Genomic DNA, 15,939 nt, shown 5'->3' on the forward strand with positions numbered 1-15,939 from the left:
CATGGTCTGTCCCCGCCCCGAAGGTGATCCATTGGGAACCGTCATGCACCTGGAAGTTGGTACCGTCCCATCGCATGGAACCTGCCACCCCGTTGGAGGTGCTGCCGATACGCAGACCGCCCGCGACATCAAGCTTCTGTAAGGGGGTCGATACGTCCACGCCTACGTTTTGGCTATGAGCGGTCATTGCCAGAAATAATGCTAAGGGTAAGAGGTAAATATTTTTCATAGTGCCCAAATTTTTAAAAGTATACCGAAGGGGAGATTCATGAAGACTGTCCGAATATTTTGTCAACGTCTCAACAAATATGAATTTTTCTGAGACAAAAGTTATAGAAAAAACGGTGATAGTATGAAGTTTTATGGGCTTCAAATTAAGACTAAGATTGACGAGTGAGGATTGGTGAAAATGATTTTAAGAATCACCTCCTTGTATGTAACATTCTAATGTGCTTCGCCAGTCTTTGTCTTCGGTTGAAAGAAAATTAATTTTCAAATTAGTAGGTTATGCATTTTGGAAATGAGTGCAAAGCATTTGCCGAGAATCAATATTGACAGGAAACTGTATGGAAGTACAACGCTTGGAACATGCTAGTGCCTACTGCCAGCGGATATAGAGGGATTAACGATTTTTCACATTTGATTTAATATAAATATGCGCCCAAATGGATCTCGATAGTCTGAAGATCAGCGGGAACAGAATGAGCATGGAGGTAAAGTTCAGACCTAAGTACCACTTAATGTCGAAGTGCCAGAGCACGATCATGGCCACGAAGATGGCCACGCTCAATGCGATTGTGAGCGCGTAGCTGATATACATGGCTCCGTAATAGAATCCTGGCTCGATCCAATATTTCTGTCCACAGACAGGGCACTTGTCGGGCATCTTGTCCAAATTGGTGAAGCTGTAAGGATTCTTGGTAAGGAAAAGATCACCTTCATGACAGCGTGGACATTTGTTCTTGAAAACGCTTGATAGGATGGAAGTTTTCATTCTTAGTGGATTGAGGCGACAAAGGAACTCATTCCTACAAATTTCAACTGCGATTCAGGTCACTTAACCCAAAGCAATTCCGCACTTTTGCGGCATGATCTCACTCAACCAGGTTTCAGTTCAATTCAACGGGAAATTCCTGTTCAATAACATCTCTTTTCTTGCCAATCCCAAAGACAGGATCGGTCTTGTTGGGAAGAACGGTGCAGGAAAATCGACCATGCTCAAGGTTATTTCGGGGCAATTGGAACCCGAATCGGGCAACGTTTCCAAACCCAGCGGGACAACCATCGGTTACCTTTCTCAGGACATCAAACCGAAATTGGGCAAGTCCATTTTTGAGGAAACGTACGGTGCGCTTCAAGAGTTGAAAGAACTTGACGCCAAGGTGAAAAGGCTCACCAAAGAATTGGAAGAACGGACGGATTACGAGACCGATTCGTACATGGATCTGATCCACGACATGACGGTGGCTACCGAGCGTTTCAGCCTGTTGGGTGGCGACACGGCCGATGCAGAGGTCGAGAAGATCCTACTTGGCCTCGGTTTCCTAAGAAGTGACCTTACCCGTAAAGTGGAAGAATTCAGCGGTGGCTGGCAGATGCGTGTGGAGTTGGCCAAAATTCTTGTGCAACGGCCAGATGTTCTGCTGCTGGATGAGCCGACCAACCACTTGGACATCCTTTCCATCCAATGGTTGGAGGAGTTTCTGAAGGATCACAACGGAACCGTTCTTCTGGTTTCGCACGACCGCGCATTTTTGGATAACGTGACCAATCGGACCATTGAGATCACACTTGGGCGAATTAACGATTACAAGGTTCCATATTCCAAATATGTGAAGCAGCGCGCTGAGCGCATTGAACTGCAGAAGGCCTCTTACGAGAATCAGCAGAAGTTCATTGCCGACACCGAGAAGTTCATTGAGCGTTTCCGCTATAAGGCATCAAAAGCAACACAGGTCCAGAGCCGCATCAAGGCGTTGGAGAAAGTGGATAGGATAGAAGTGGAGGAGGTGGATACTTCGGTGATGCGACTGCGATTTCCGCCAGCGCCACGCTCAGGTAAAGTGGTGGTTCTTTCGGAAGGCGTAAGCAAGAGTTATGGAGATAAGGAAGTGCTGCGCAACGTTGATCTGATGCTTAACCGTGGTGAAAAAGTGGCCTTGCTCGGCAAGAACGGTGAGGGCAAGACCACATTCTCAAAAATCGTTGTAGGAGAATTGGACCACACAGGAAAGCTTGAATTGGGCCACAACGTCACGATGGGCTATTACGCGCAGGATCAGGCCGAAACGCTGGACGGTTCCAAAACCGTTCTGGAAACATTGGATGATGTGGCACGGGGCGACATCCGCACAAAATTGCGCGATATTCTCGGCTCATTCCTGTTCAGCGGTGAGGACGTGGATAAGAAAGTAAGCGTGCTTTCGGGTGGTGAGCGCGGCCGATTGGCATTGGCCAAACTTCTGCTCGAACCTGTGAACCTGTTGGTGTTGGACGAACCGACCAATCATCTCGATATGCATTCCAAAGATGTGCTGAAACAGGCGCTGCAGAAATATGACGGAGCGATGCTCATCGTTTCGCACGACCGTGATTTCCTCAGCGGACTGACCTCCAAGGTCTACGAGTTCAAAGACAAGAACGTGCGGGAACATATTGGCGATGTGTACGAGTTCTTGGCCAAAGTGAAGGCAGAAAGTATTCAGGAATTCAGTTCAAAACCAAAGGTGGAAGTTCCTAAAAAGGAAGAATCCAGAACGCAGAGCAAGGAGGATTATAAGGAGCGCAAGGCCAAGGAAAAGGAACTTCGCAACGCAAAGAACAAGGCCGAACGGCTGGAAAAGGAAATTGCCATTATCGAGCAGCAGATTGCCGATCTGGATGAACTGATGCTGGATGCGGCAGCTTACAAAGAAGCGTTGGAAGAACGTGATGTCTTTAAGGAATATCAGCAGAAGCAAAGCGAGTTGGACGCCAAGATGACCGAGTGGGAGAGTGCTTTGCACAGTTGGGACGAGTTGAGTAATCAATAACCTGCGGTTGAAAAATCCTGTCATTCGTCAATTGCTGGCAACAGCACTTTGGTAACTTCGCTCTCAAATCAGAAAAATCACTTGGTCATGAAAAGAAATCTTCAATTGCAAATGCTCTTGGCAGTACTTTCTGCTGGGCTGATGTTCTCATCATGTGGCAACATCGACATCGTAAAACGCAGATACCGTCCTGGATTTCATGTAGATATTTCGAAGAAGCAGAAAAAATCGCATGAGGTGGAAGAACCTGAAGTTGCAGATGCTCGGCATGCGGAAAAAGTTGAACCGATGGAATCGAAGCAGCCAACGCTTGCCTCAGAAAAGCCTTCGGAAGAACTTACTGCAAGCACGGAAAACACCCCTTCTGACAACTTCAGTGCGGTAGCGGAGAAAAAGGAGAGCATGAAGAAACAGCTTCATTCGCCTGAGTTCAAGGAAATGAGTTTCAAGGACAGAATGAGAACCATTGAGCACGAGATGAAGAAACCTTCGCCTGTGGCAAGCACAGAGTGGATGAAGTGGGTCTCGTTCGGAACAGGGATCGGTTCATTGGCGTTCGGAGCCATGGCATTGCTGTTTGCATTCCTTACCGCTGTGTTCTTTACGGGTTTTGTTTGGGGAGCTGCTGTTCTTGCCATCCTGCTTGGCGGAGCGGCCATTACATTCTCCATTCTTTACAAGAAAAACAGCGGGTCTTCCTCTCAGTCTAAAATGGGAATGTTGTTCGGAATAATCGGGGCTGGACTGGGCGTGCTTGCTATCATTGTGGGAGCGATATTCTTTGCGATTTTCGTTCTGAATTAGGAAATAGTGAAAATCAGTTATTGCAAAGCCCGCTCCATGGAGCGGGCTTTTTATTTGGTGTATTTTTGAGTATCAGATCTGAAATATGAAAGCTCAACATATTAGCGGTAAACTGGTTTTGATCGTCCTCGTTGGATTGCTGGTTTCGTCCTGTGGCAATATTGATATTGTGAAACGCAGATACCGACCTGGTTTCCATGTCGAGGTTTTGAATAAAAAGAATCACCGAACGGTAACAGAAGTTGCCGAAGTGAAGCAACAGAACCTCTCGGTGGAACCATTGGAAACGAAACCTGTGGAACAGGTTAATGCAACGAAGCAGAATGACGAGCCCGCTGCATCGGATGTTCTTGTGGCAAGCGTAGAAGAGGAGCCTGTGGTGAAGACCAGAAAATCGGACCCTTCCAACGTGAGTGAGGCGTTGCTTCATCCATTCAAAGAACTGAAGAAGGAAAAGTTGAATGGAGAGTTGCGCAGAGCGGTTTTTCAAGGTGTGGAAGATGAGAAGTTCGGATGGTCGGTGCTTGGTATTGTTTCAACGGGATTGGGAGTTATTGGGCTGAGTCTGGTAATAACGGGCCTTGCTTTCCTTACCTCGTTCATCTTCTCTGGCGGAATCGCCTTCTGGTGGATATTTGCCCTCGTTGGTCTTTTCTTCGGCATCGCTGCCATGGTCACAGGAATTATTGGGCTGCGCGAAACGGGACGTGGCGAAAAACGCGGCCGTGGTTTTGCCTTGGCAGGAATGATCTCAGGGATTGTTTCGCTGGCATTGGCACTCATCGGCCTCTTGTGGGGCGCGATCTACACGTTCATTCAACGGGTAAGCGAAAACTGATAGGTTCATGTTTCGGCCAGCAGGTAAAGGTCTTCTGCTGTGTCCAGATCGGAAAGTTCGGTCAGCATTCCGTATGAAAGTCGGTTTTCTTTCAGGTCTTGAATGGTTTCCGATAGAACCGAATCGGTACTCCATTCTTTGCCTTCAAACAGAAAGGGTAGCAGCCTTTTCATCCCAAACAGGTAGTAACCGCCATCCTTTGCTGGGCCAAGAACAACATCTTTCAGCTCCAAGATATTGAATGCCTCTTCAATGATCTCAGTGGTAAGTTCAGGGCAGTCGCTTCCAATGATCACAGCTTTTTCCGCGCCCAGCGCAAAGATCTGCTCAAAGGCATTCTTCATCCGTTTGCCAAGGTCGTTCCCTTCCTGCACAAATTTGTTGAAGGCATCATCATCCCATGCATCGCTTTCAATTTCATCCGAATAAAAAACATGCCGCGTGCAATTGGCCTTTTCGGCTGAATTTCGAGTGACCTTCAACAGTTGCATATAAACCTCCAAGGCCTTCGCATTTCCAATATCGGTGGCCAAACGCGTCTTCACGTTTCCGAGAACGGGGTTCTTCACAAAGACGATGAGATGCCGATTCTGTTGCATTTGTTGCAGGTTATCGTCAAAAGACCGAAAAATTTCAATTGACATTTATCAGATGCATGCATAGTTTCTACTTTTAGCAGTCTTCGCATTACGCGCAGATCTACAAAAACACTTTAAGGAACATGTACGAAGTAGGCGTTGCAAAAGCCGACATCACCGCGTTCAAGCTCGGTGTAGGGATGATGGGGTATGGCATGTATTACAACATTGTCAAAGGAGTGGAAACCGACCTGTTTGCTCGGGCCATGGTTATTCGCGATACCACTACGGGAAAGAAGGTGGCGTTGGTCAATGCCGAGATATGCTTCATCACCATTGCCATTAAGCGTGGCGTGATGAAAAAACTGAACCGAAAGCACGAGCATCTGGGTTTTACCGAAGATGCGGTGATGCTGACCGCGCAGCACACGCACAGCGCACCTGGCGGTTATTCGCACTTCGGGCTCTACAACATGTCCATTCCTGGGTTTGTGCCAGAGGTTTACCAAAAGGTGGTGGATGGAATTGTGGAGGCGATCGTTACCGCTGCGGAAAATCTCCAACCTGCCGCCATTAAACTTTCGCGGGGCGAAGTGGCGGCCGATAAGGAAGTGGCCTACAACCGTTCGTTGGATGCGTACAATGCCAATCCTGAAGTAAAAACGAAACTCAAAAAGGAAGAAACCAACCAAGCGGTGGACCGCAACATGTTGCTGATGCGCGTGGATGATCTGGAAGGAAACCCGATCGCATCATGGAACTGGTTCGGGGTGCATACCACCAGTTTGAGCAATGACAATCATCGCATTTGCTCCGACAATAAAGGCTATGCGGCCAAGTATCATGAGAACAAGGTGCGCAAACGCAAGAAAGACAAATTCATTTCTGTTTTTGCGCAGCGGAAGACGGGCGATGTAACTCCCAACTACAAATGGGACCGCAAAAAAAAGTGGACGCGTGGCAAGTTTGAGGACGATTTCGAAAGTGCCAAATTCAATGGGAACATTCAGTTTGAGCACGCGCACGATCTTTTCAAGTCGGCCAAGAAGCAAGAAGAACTTCCGCTACAGATCGATTATGCACTTACCTATGTCGATTTCAGAAAGGTGATCGTTGACAGGGAATTCGCCCGCGGACAGGAAGATGCCCGCACGGGTCCTGCATGTCATGGAGTTTCGTTTTTCGAAGGAACCAAGGAAGGTCCTGGCATGCCACCAGCAGTAGGTGCGTTGGCAAGAACGCTGTGCAGAGCGCAGAAAGCGTATGAATTGGCAGCGGCTCCGTTCAAACCGAAAGACAAGGCTGAACGGATTCACCTCAAGTACCTTACGCAAGGCCCAAAAGATATTCTTGTAGAGGCGGATGACCGAAGAATTCTCGGTACACGCGACATCAAGAATTTGGTCGTTCCAGCGTGGGCCGATCCAGCGGTCGGTCAGTTCAAGCGGTTCCACGCCAACGGAAGCTTGGGCGAAAAACCGTGGATTCCGCAGGTGCTGCCAATCCAGTTGGTCATTATCGGAAACTTGGCCTTGGCAGGAATTCCCGCAGAGATCACAACCATTGCAGGCCAGCGCCTGGAGAATTCGCTGCTTGAGATCCTTGCCGACCGTGGTGTGACAGAGGTTGTCTGTTCCACTTACACCAACGCGTATTGCGGTTACATCACCACTTATGAAGAGTACCAGCTACAGCTGTATGAAGGAGGTCACACCGTTTTCGGACAACATTTTCTCGGAGCCGTGCAGACCAAATTCAAAGGGTTGGCACTCGAAATTCTGAAACCTGAAAGCGATAGGCATGTGGTGGAAGACGGTCGCCCTGCCGAATTCACCGAAGAAGAACTGCTGTTGCGCTCGTTCGATATCGAAACGCAGAAGCGCTTGATACAATTGTAGCGCATTTTTCTAACAAAAGATTACCGCTGTTTTCTTACTTTCAACGCCATGTCGTTGGAGAAGATAGATAAGGAGTTGCAGGAAGCTGCACGTGTGCTGGAAGAGTTCATGAGCGATGCTGCAAACCTTCAGGCCATTCGCAAAGCGGCCAACCTGTTGGTCAATTCCGTGAAGTTGGGAGGACGTATCTATTCGTGCGGCAACGGTGGCTCCATGAGCGATGCCATGCATTTTGCCGAAGAACTCAGCGGTCGTTTCCGCGATGAGCGCAAACCGATTCCCGCCATGGCCATTTCCGATCCGGGTTACATTTCGTGTGCCGCCAACGATTACGGTTACGAGCACGTTTTCTCCCGTTTTGTGGAAGGTTTCGGAAAGCAGTATGATGCGCTTTTGGCCATCAGCACATCGGGCAATTCGGCCAATGTGATCAACGCGGCAAAGGCGGCCAAGGAGAAAGGAATGCATGTTATCGCACTAACAGGAAAAGACGGTGGCGAATTGGCAAAAATCTGCGATGTGGAGATCCGTGCACCCCATTCCAACTACTCAGACAGAATCCAGGAAATTCATATCAAGGTCATTCACATTCTGGTGATGCTGATTGAACAGGAAACCTAATACCAATGCTTGTCAAAACCTACGGAAGTGCTGTTTATGGGGTCGATGCTCACATCATCACCGTAGAGAGCAATGTGGCAGGTCAAGGCGTTAATTTTTACATGGTCGGCCTGCCAGATAATGCCGTAAAGGAAAGCCAATCGCGTATTCGCGCTGCGCTGAAGAATGTAGGTTATCATGTTCCTGGCAAGACCATCACCATCAACATGGCACCTGCCGATCTGCGGAAGGAAGGTTCCGCATACGACCTGACCATTGCCGCAGGAATTCTCGCTGCTTCGGGGCAGATAAAATCGAACGGCATGTCCGATTACATCATCATGGGAGAGCTGTCGCTCGATGGTGGGTTGCAACCCATCAAAGGCGCGTTGCCCATTGCCATCAAGGCTCGCGAAGAAGGCTTTAAAGGATTCATCCTGCCAAAGCAGAATGCGCGCGAAGCTGCGATTGTAGATGATCTGGATGTGTATGGGATTGAGAACATTCAGGAACTGATCCACTTCTTCGATGGCAAGATGCCGTTGGATAAAACGGTTGTGAACACACGCGAGGAATTTTACAGGCAACTGAACGATTCCGACCTCGACTTTTCCGATGTAAAAGGGCAAGAGAACATCAAACGCGCCATGGAAATTGCGGCTGCGGGAGGCCACAATCTGCTGCTTATCGGTCCGCCAGGGGCGGGAAAGACCATGCTTGCCAAGCGACTGCCATCGATTCTTCCTCCGCTCTCGCTGAAAGAAGCCTTGGAAACAACCAAGATCCATTCTGTATCTGGCAATCTGGGTTCGAGCACATCTTTAATGACCACAAGGCCGTTCAGAAGTCCGCACCATACGATCTCCGATGCGGCTTTGGTCGGTGGCGGGCAGATTCCGCAACCTGGAGAAATATCTCTTGCACATAATGGTGTACTGTTCTTAGATGAGCTGCCAGAATTTCAGCGTTCTGTACTTGAAGTAATGCGCCAGCCTTTGGAGGATCGGATGGTGACCATTTCGCGTGCACGGCTTTCGGTAGAGTATCCGAGCAGTTTGATGCTGGTCGCTTCGATGAATCCGTGTCCGTGCGGGTATTACAACCATCCTGAGAAGGATTGTGTCTGCGCTCCAGGCGTGGTGCAGAAGTACCTCAACAAGATCTCGGGGCCACTTCTGGACCGCATCGACATTCATGTGGAAGTGACGCCCGTGCCGATCAATGAGTTGGCAGATTTTCGCCCTGCGGAGAAAAGTGAGAAAGTACGAGCGCGCGTGATACAAGCACGCGAAAAGCAGATCGAACGGTTCAAGAACAACCCACAGGTGCACAGCAATGCCATGATGGGGACGAAATTGTTGAAAGAGGTCTGCAAGATCGATGATTCGGGAAAAGAGATGCTGAAGAAGGCCACCGACAGATTGGGACTTTCTGCCCGCGCATTCGATCGGATTCTTAAGGTTTCAAGAACCATTGCAGACCTTGAAAATTCGGATGATATTCGACCTGAACATTTGGCCGAGGCCATACAATACCGAAGTTTGGACCGACAGAACTGGGCAGGCTGATGAAAAAAATTCACGAGAACGACCTATACAAACTGGTCTACGAGATCGTTACCGAAGCGATGATCGTGGCCAATAGACACGGGGTCATTGTGGAGGCAAATCCTTCTGCCGTCAAGCTCTTTAAATATCCCATGGAGCAATTGATAGGAATGAATGTGGATGAACTGCTTCCTTCCGCGCTTCGGAAAATCCATGCGAACCATCGGCAAAATTATGTGAAACACCCACAGAAACGGACAATGGGGAGTGGAATGGAGCTTAGCGCGCAAGACGCGGAAGGCAATTTAATTCCTGTCGAAGTTTCATTGAATCATGCCCAGTTTGATGGCGAGCTGCGCGTGGTTGCGCTCATTTCTGACATCACCACCCGAAAAGAAGCCGAGGACAAGATCCTACAGATTAACAGAGAGCTGGAGGAAGGTGTGCGCCAACGCACGCAGGAGCTGAATGCGGCCGTAAGAGCATTGGAAGAAAGTCAGCATCTCTACACGCTCATCGCACAGAATTTTCCAGATGGGACCATCAATGTGCTGAACAGAGAACTGAATTACATCTTCGCGGAGGGAAGAGAGTTTGTACGAAGTGGAATTGACCGAAAGAAGGTCATCGGTCTCAATTACATTTCGTTGCTGCCCAAAGAATTCCGCGAAAAGGTGCAGACCGAACTGAACCGCGTTTTTGAAGGACTGCCACGCAGTTTCGAGATCGTATCGCGAGGCCATACCTACATCATGTCGGCCGTTCCGCTGTACGATGAGGAAGAAGGCGTGAACCGCGTGCTGTTGGTTGAAAAGAACATCACCGAGCAGAAACAAGCCGAGCAGGATATGATCAACGCGTTGAAAAAAGAACGCGAACTGAACGAACTCAAATCAAGGTTTGTGTCGATGGCCTCACACGAGTTCCGTACACCGTTGGCCACGGTGCTCAGTTCGGTCAATCTGGTAAGCCGACATGCCGAGGCAGGCAATATGGAATCGGTGAGCAAGCACGTTGGCCGTATCAAGAATTCCATCCGAAACCTGACATCCATCCTCAACGATTTCCTTTCGTTGGAAAAACTCGAAGCAGGAAAGGTCCAATATCGGCCCGAAGAATTTGAGATGTGTGACGTGGTGCGCTCAGTGGTAGAGGACATCGGGGCGATGACCAAATCTGGTCAGACCATTCAGCTCGACTGTGGTGAAGGGTCGGTGGTAGTGCTCGATCCGCAGCTGCTCCGCAACATCCTTTTCAATCTGCTGTCAAATGCGGTAAAATACAGCAAGGAAAATGCAGAGATCGGCCTGACCGTGGAACTGGCGGATTCGCAGTTGACCATTCGGGTTTCCGATAAAGGGATCGGCATTCCAGAAGAGGAACAGAAACACTTGTTCGAGCGGTTCTTCCGCGCCAAAAACGCAACGAATATTCAAGGAACGGGTCTCGGATTGAACATCGTTTCTAAACACGTGGAATTGATGGGCGGGAGCATTGATTTTACCAGTAAATTGAATGAAGGAACTACTTTTATGATCACCTTACCGAGGAATAATCCAGCAGCAGAATAATGGGAAAGAAAATACTTGTGATCGATGACAATTTAGAGATGCGCGAGAACATTGCGGAGATTCTTGAATTGGCCAATTACGATGTGGTAACTGCCGAAGATGGCAAGAAGGGCGTGGCGGCAGCGAAGAGCGAATCGCCCGACCTGATTATTTGCGATGTGATGATGCCCGAATTGGATGGCTACGGAGTGCTTCACATTCTGAGCAAAGACCCGAAGACGCTCGGAATTCCGTTCATTTTCCTAACGGCAAAGTCTGAAACCGTGGATATGCGCAAAGGCATGAGCTTGGGTGCTGACGACTACATTACCAAGCCTTTTGAGGAGACCGACCTGTTGGATGCAGTGGAAATGCGACTGAAGAAGAGTGCGGCCATGAAAGCAGGTTCCGAACGAACCATCTTGGGCGTTCAAGGGTTCATGGCCACGGCCACGGGCAAAGTGGTGGAGCAGATCACCAAGAACCATCGTGTAAAGCATTATGCACTCCGCGAGCATGTTTTCAGAGAAGGCGATGCCCCCATTTTTCTCTATTTCCTCAACAAGGGAAAGGTGAAGACCTTTAAGATGAATGAGGACGGGAAGGAATACATCACTGGGCTTTACAACGCTGGCGATTTCTTTGGTTACACGGCCCTTTTAGAACACGACAATTACACCGATTCGGCCCAAGTGATCGATGATGCAGAAGTGCTGCTCATTCCGAAGGATGACTTTTACCATCTGATGGGTTCCAACCCAGAGGTCATCAGCAATTTCATCAAGTTGCTGGCAGACAATATTTTACAGAAAGAGGAACAACTCATCGAGCTGGCATACAGTTCGGTGCGCAAGCGCGTGGCCAATGCATTGGTTCAAGTGTATGAGAAGTACAATGCAGAGCATCGCGATGATTTCACCATCAGCCTCGGGCGCGAGGATATTGCAAGCATTGTTGGAACGGCCACCGAAACCGTTATCCGCGCCCTTTCAGAGTTCAAAGAAGACGGTTACATCAGTTCCAAAGGCCGCGACATTAAGGTCCTGAACATTCAGGCGCTGAAGAATTATCGGTTTTAGGAATGCCCAGAATCGAATTGACCACAATTATCGAAGCAGATATCAATGTGGTTTTCGATTTGTCTCGAAGCATAGACTTACACAAAATCTCAACGAAACACACAAACGAAGAAGCCATCGCTGGACGGACTTCTGGTTTGATTGAGCTGGGTGAAACAGTTACTTGGCGAGCCAAGCATTTTGGTATTTACCAAAAGTTGACATCGGTAATTACCGAGTTCAATCGACCAAATTCTTTTGTTGATGAGATGGTTCATGGAGCTTTTAAATGGTTCAGGCATGACCATCATTTTTCTTTCTCCCAAACTTCAGGAAAAACAATCATGAAAGATGTCTTTGAATATGAAAGTCCGTTGGGGTTTCTCGGCAGGATTGTGGATGATTTGTTCTTGGAAAACTATATGAGAAACCTACTGGAAATTCGGAATCAGACAATCAAGGAATTTTCGGAAAGTGGTAGATGGAAGAAGCTTCTGGAGATTGATTCTTAGGAATCCGTCTCGTTCCTCCACTGTATAAAGCGTTTGTTCGGAGAGTCCATTCTCCCCTTTGGGGAGATGCCGAAGGCAGAGGGGCTCGCTCCCCTCCTGGTAAGGAGGGGTTGGGGGAGGTCATCCTGACAAACCTCAGTTTTCCGTTTGATGGCCATCAAGCGGATGCGGTAACTTAGCTTAACCTTTGTTGCCGTAAAACCCATCCATGTCAACAGTTACCCAAACTGCTACGTGCTACCATTGTAGCGAACCTTGCGTGGATGAGATCATCCATCACGATGGTCACGAATTCTGCTGCAACGGTTGCAGTACGGTCTACCAGCTGCTACAAGATGTGGGGTTGGATGAGGCGTACGCCAACGGGCCGTTGGGCATTCGGCCTGATGTGGCAAAGGATCAAGAACTGGCCTATTTGGACAATGAGGAAGTGCAGGAAAGTCTGCTCGATTTCTCGGATGGCAACATGGCGCGCATCACGTTTGAGTTGCCCGCCATCCATTGCAGTGCCTGCGTGTATCTGCTGGAGCGGTTGGAAAAACTGAACGCTGGTGTAAAGAACTGTGAGGTCAACTTCCCAAAGAAGCGGGCGAACATACTTTTTAATAGGAGTGAGGTTTCGCTTCGTGAATTGGTGCAACTGCTGCATTCCATCGGCTATGCGCCCAATCTCAATCTTCAGAAGTCGACAGAGAAAGACGACAGGCCAACGACAGATAAGGCATTGCTTTATCGTTTGGGTGTGGCTGGTTTCTGCTTCGGAAATATCATGCTGCTCAGCTTTCCCGAATACCTTTTGGGCGGGAAGGAATTGGAAGAGAACTGGTCGCAGCTGTTCAATTACTTGAATCTGGTGCTGGCGTTGCCGCTGGTGCTTTTCGCGGGGCGCGATTATCTGGTTTCGGCCTACAAAGGTCTGAAGGCCGGTCATGTGAACATGGACGTGCCTGTTTCCATCGGCATCTTGGCCATTTTCTTCCGTAGTTCGTACGATATCGTAATGGGTCTCGGTCCTGGATTCTTTGATTCGCTGGCGGGATTCATCTTCTTTCTGTTGGTCGGAAAATGGTATCAGGCCAAAACATATTCGGGACTTTCGTTCGAGCGCGATTACCGTTCGTTCTTTCCAATTGCCGTAAATCGAATTGGCGAAGATGGAACCGTGGATGCCATCATGATCAAGCATCTGCTGAAAGGAGATGAGATCCAGATACACAATGATGAGCTGATCCCGTGCGATTGCGAGTTGCTTTCAGATAAGGCTTCCATCGATTACAGTTTTGTGACGGGCGAGGCTGCGCCAGCTTCGAAAGCGGAGGGAAATCGCATTTATGCGGGAGGTAAGAACCGTGGTTCGGTCATCCGCTTGCGTGTGCTCAAACCCGTTTCGTCCAGTTATCTCACTTCGCTTTGGAACAGTTCGGAGACGACCAAAAAGGAAGATCTTTCGCCATTGATCCGTTTCTCGGACAAGGTGGCCTCATGGTTCAGCGCAGCGGTGCTTGCCATTGCAGCCATTACGGCCATTTATTGGTGGATTGTGGATCCGGTCAATTGGGTCAACACAACAACTGCGGTTTTAATTGTGGCCTGCCCGTGTGCATTGGCGTTGAGTATTCCGTTCACCTACGGAAGTATGATGCGGCACTTCGGTAGAAATGGATTCTTTGTTCGTTCGGTAGAAGCTATCGCGAAGCTTGGAGAGATAACCCAGGTGGTTTTCGATAAGACAGGAACGATTACCATCCGCCAAAAAGGGAGCGTGAATTTCTCTGGACGGAAATTGACCGAGGACCAGTTGGAGGCACTGGTGAATATCGCGCGGCAGTCGCTGCATCCGCTCAGCAAAACGTTTGCGGCTGCGTTTCCGAACGCACCACAGCAGCAGGTGGTCGGTTTTGCCGAAAATGCGGGTGTCGGCATCTACGGAATGGTGAACGGAACATTGGTGGAACTGAAGAACCCGAACCGTTTGGAGGAGAAACAGCGGAAGAAGTTCAACTCATGGAAATCGGAACATCACGGAATGGGACAAACGGCCGTTCTGATAGATGGCGTGCTTTGGGCACGGGTTGATTTTACCACCAGTTACCGACCTGGATTGAAGGAAACGGTGCATGCTATTGGAGCGGAGTACGGTATCTCGCTCTTATCAGGTGATAACGATTCGGAAGCGGCTGCTTTGAGTAATGAAGTTATCGCAGGTATTGATCCATCGCACATGCATTTTGAGATGGACCCGCACCAGAAGCGTGAATGGGTTGAGCATGAGCAGGAAGATGGTCACGAAAAAGTGCTGATGATCGGTGACGGACTGAACGATGCAGGTGCACTTCGCGAAGCGCATTTCGGTATTTCCATTGCTGAGGATAATAGTCAGTTTACGCCCGCTTCGGATGGAATTCTGACCGCAGATTCGTTCCAAAAACTTCCGCAGTTGATCAAGCTGGCCAAACGATCGCGCAATGTGGTTCTTGGGGCTTTTGTACTGTCTCTTCTTTACAACTTGGTGGGACTTTCTTTTGCCGTACAAGGAATGCTTTCGCCCGTAATGGCTGCTATTCTCATGCCGTTGAGTTCCGTTTCGGTGGTGCTGTTTACAACGGTGACCACGGCTTTGATGGCGAAGCGGAAATTGGGGTGAGGAGAAGGTTCTATAGCCCATACTTTTCGGTTGGAGCTGTCATCAACGACAAAAGCAGCCTTTGTTTAGCGAAAAGATGACCTTGAGTAACGATGAGACGCCCTTGAAAAATGGTAATCCGCCTTTTTTTAACGAGTGTATGCCATTGAAAAATTGTAATCTGCCCGTTAAAATGGAAAGTAAGCCTTAGAAAAAAGGAAAGCAGCCGAGGATAAACGGAAAGATGTCTTTGAAAAATGGTAGGCTGCCTTTTCGGATAGATAAAGGGAAGTTTAGAGCGGGTAATTCTTAGTTTCTTAGGTTCTTCTTCCTGTGCTTTTGAATTTTTTTGGAGGGTTTTTTCTTTAAGCCTTTGTTGACCCGAAAGGCCACATAGCCGAAAAAGACGATGCAGGCGATAAGAATCATCAGTCCAACACTTTCGGGCACTCCATTAGTACTGTTGTAGGGGCGGCTAAACTCTCCCTTGCCATGCGCGTACGGAGGAATCTTGGCAAGCACAAAGAACAAGTGACCCCAACGGAAACATGAGGACTTGAAGTTAGCATCAAAATCGCTTTGATAAGACCTCGTTGGAAGGGACTTTTTGAAGATTCTCATTAATTGTGTTTGAATATTTCAACCTCATTTTCAGGTTTCTGACATCGATCAGTTTCATCTGTGACCGCACTCAGCAGGTGCCTAACGGACACTGGGCATTTTTGTGCCTGCAATGAGTGTGATCTATCTACTAATAGCTGTAAGTATTGTGGCCGCAGCAGGCTTCTTGGGAGCATTTCTGTGGGCTGTGCGCAATGGGCAGTTCGATGATGATGAGACACCGGCCATGCGCATTCTATTTGACGACAAAAAATCTTCAGAAACCAATAAATGATCAA

14 protein-coding genes are annotated in these 15,939 nt (G+C 48.6%); 11 read left to right on the top strand and 3 right to left on the bottom strand.

The window, feature by feature from the left end; translation table 11 throughout:
- Positions 1-622: 622 nt before the first annotated feature.
- The gene (locus GC178_07105; protein ID MBI1287333.1) at positions 623-994 is read right to left on the bottom strand and encodes a DUF983 domain-containing protein; all 372 of its coding nucleotides are present in this window, start codon (positions 992-994) and stop codon (positions 623-625) included.
- Positions 995-1,088: 94 nt separating this feature from the next.
- Here GC178_07105 and GC178_07110 point away from each other — a divergent pair, with 94 nt between their 5' ends.
- The 3 genes from GC178_07110 to GC178_07120 all read left to right on the top strand — a co-directional run bounded on the left by GC178_07110 (position 1,089) and on the right by GC178_07120 (position 4,674).
- Positions 1,089-3,032: an ATP-binding cassette domain-containing protein gene (locus GC178_07110; GenBank protein MBI1287334.1), complete on the top strand. Its 1,944-nt coding sequence runs from the start codon at positions 1,089-1,091 to the stop codon at positions 3,030-3,032.
- A gap of 87 nt (positions 3,033-3,119) precedes the next feature.
- Positions 3,120-3,836 (top strand): hypothetical protein, encoded by a 717-nt coding sequence (locus tag GC178_07115; GenBank protein MBI1287335.1) that lies wholly within the window; start codon positions 3,120-3,122, stop codon positions 3,834-3,836.
- A gap of 85 nt (positions 3,837-3,921) precedes the next feature.
- On the top strand, positions 3,922-4,674 hold the full coding sequence (locus GC178_07120) for a hypothetical protein (GenBank protein ID MBI1287336.1): 753 nt from the start codon (positions 3,922-3,924) through the stop codon (positions 4,672-4,674).
- 5 nt (positions 4,675-4,679) lie between these two features.
- On the opposite strand, the gene GC178_07125 is transcribed toward GC178_07120, so the two are convergent.
- On the bottom strand, positions 4,680-5,273 hold the full coding sequence (locus GC178_07125; protein ID MBI1287337.1) for a DUF2064 domain-containing protein: 594 nt from the start codon (positions 5,271-5,273) through the stop codon (positions 4,680-4,682).
- Positions 5,274-5,395: 122 nt separating this feature from the next.
- On the opposite strand from GC178_07125, the gene GC178_07130 reads away from it, so the two are divergent.
- The 7 genes from GC178_07130 (at position 5,396) to GC178_07160 (ending at position 15,061) form a co-directional block, all read left to right on the top strand.
- Complete coding sequence (locus GC178_07130; protein ID MBI1287338.1) at positions 5,396-7,150, top strand: hypothetical protein; 1,755 nt, start codon at positions 5,396-5,398, stop codon at positions 7,148-7,150.
- Between the two features lie 48 nt (positions 7,151-7,198).
- The gene (lpcA, locus tag GC178_07135; protein ID MBI1287339.1) at positions 7,199-7,771 is read left to right on the top strand and encodes a D-sedoheptulose 7-phosphate isomerase; all 573 of its coding nucleotides are present in this window, start codon (positions 7,199-7,201) and stop codon (positions 7,769-7,771) included.
- A 5-nt stretch (positions 7,772-7,776) separates the two neighbouring features.
- Positions 7,777-9,318 (top strand): YifB family Mg chelatase-like AAA ATPase, encoded by a 1,542-nt coding sequence (locus GC178_07140; GenBank protein ID MBI1287340.1) that lies wholly within the window; start codon positions 7,777-7,779, stop codon positions 9,316-9,318.
- Entirely contained in the window at positions 9,318-10,868 is a 1,551-nt protein-coding gene (locus GC178_07145; protein MBI1287341.1) for a PAS domain S-box protein, read from the top strand. Before GC178_07140 ends, GC178_07145 begins: the two co-directional genes overlap by 1 nt.
- Entirely contained in the window at positions 10,868-11,926 is a 1,059-nt protein-coding gene (locus tag GC178_07150; protein ID MBI1287342.1) for a response regulator, read from the top strand. The genes GC178_07145 and GC178_07150 overlap by 1 nt, the downstream gene beginning before the upstream one ends.
- Positions 11,927-11,928: 2 nt before the next feature.
- Positions 11,929-12,417 carry a cell division protein gene (locus tag GC178_07155; GenBank protein ID MBI1287343.1) on the top strand — a complete coding sequence of 163 codons (489 nt, stop codon included), beginning with the start codon at positions 11,929-11,931 and terminating at the stop codon, positions 12,415-12,417.
- Positions 12,418-12,625: 208 nt separating this feature from the next.
- Positions 12,626-15,061 (top strand): HAD-IC family P-type ATPase, encoded by a 2,436-nt coding sequence (locus tag GC178_07160; protein ID MBI1287344.1) that lies wholly within the window; start codon positions 12,626-12,628, stop codon positions 15,059-15,061.
- A 288-nt stretch (positions 15,062-15,349) separates the two neighbouring features.
- Here the strand turns inward: GC178_07160 and GC178_07165 are convergent, their stop codons facing one another.
- Positions 15,350-15,661: a hypothetical protein gene (locus tag GC178_07165; protein ID MBI1287345.1), complete on the bottom strand. Its 312-nt coding sequence runs from the start codon at positions 15,659-15,661 to the stop codon at positions 15,350-15,352.
- A gap of 112 nt (positions 15,662-15,773) precedes the next feature.
- Here GC178_07165 and ccoS point away from each other — a divergent pair, with 112 nt between their 5' ends.
- Complete coding sequence (ccoS, locus tag GC178_07170; protein ID MBI1287346.1) at positions 15,774-15,935, top strand: cbb3-type cytochrome oxidase assembly protein CcoS; 162 nt, start codon at positions 15,774-15,776, stop codon at positions 15,933-15,935.
- Positions 15,936-15,939 lie beyond the last annotated feature (4 nt).

The sequence above is a fragment of the Flavobacteriales bacterium genome, from assembly GCA_016124845.1.
Taxonomy (GTDB): Bacteria; Bacteroidota; Bacteroidia; order UBA10329; family UBA10329; genus UBA10329.

What these genes read in the sequence shown, in the direction of transcription:
- GC178_07165 (MBI1287345.1), bottom strand. Translation starts at nt 15,661, where the DNA reads ATGAGAATCTTCAAAAAGTCCCTTCCAACGAGGTCTTATCAAAGCGAT.
- GC178_07140 (MBI1287340.1), top strand. Translation starts at nt 7,777, where the DNA reads ATGCTTGTCAAAACCTACGGAAGTGCTGTTTATGGGGTCGATGCTCAC.
- GC178_07125 (MBI1287337.1), bottom strand. Translation starts at nt 5,273, where the DNA reads ATGCAACAGAATCGGCATCTCATCGTCTTTGTGAAGAACCCCGTTCTC.
- GC178_07150 (MBI1287342.1), top strand. Translation starts at nt 10,868, where the DNA reads ATGGGAAAGAAAATACTTGTGATCGATGACAATTTAGAGATGCGCGAG.
- GC178_07160 (MBI1287344.1), top strand. Translation starts at nt 12,626, where the DNA reads ATGTCAACAGTTACCCAAACTGCTACGTGCTACCATTGTAGCGAACCT.
- GC178_07145 (MBI1287341.1), top strand. Translation starts at nt 9,318, where the DNA reads ATGAAAAAAATTCACGAGAACGACCTATACAAACTGGTCTACGAGATC.
- GC178_07155 (MBI1287343.1), top strand. Translation starts at nt 11,929, where the DNA reads ATGCCCAGAATCGAATTGACCACAATTATCGAAGCAGATATCAATGTG.
- GC178_07130 (MBI1287338.1), top strand. Translation starts at nt 5,396, where the DNA reads ATGTACGAAGTAGGCGTTGCAAAAGCCGACATCACCGCGTTCAAGCTC.
- lpcA (MBI1287339.1), top strand. Translation starts at nt 7,199, where the DNA reads ATGTCGTTGGAGAAGATAGATAAGGAGTTGCAGGAAGCTGCACGTGTG.
- ccoS (MBI1287346.1), top strand. Translation starts at nt 15,774, where the DNA reads ATGAGTGTGATCTATCTACTAATAGCTGTAAGTATTGTGGCCGCAGCA.
- GC178_07120 (MBI1287336.1), top strand. Translation starts at nt 3,922, where the DNA reads ATGAAAGCTCAACATATTAGCGGTAAACTGGTTTTGATCGTCCTCGTT.
- GC178_07105 (MBI1287333.1), bottom strand. Translation starts at nt 994, where the DNA reads ATGAAAACTTCCATCCTATCAAGCGTTTTCAAGAACAAATGTCCACGC.
- GC178_07110 (MBI1287334.1), top strand. Translation starts at nt 1,089, where the DNA reads ATGATCTCACTCAACCAGGTTTCAGTTCAATTCAACGGGAAATTCCTG.
- GC178_07115 (MBI1287335.1), top strand. Translation starts at nt 3,120, where the DNA reads ATGAAAAGAAATCTTCAATTGCAAATGCTCTTGGCAGTACTTTCTGCT.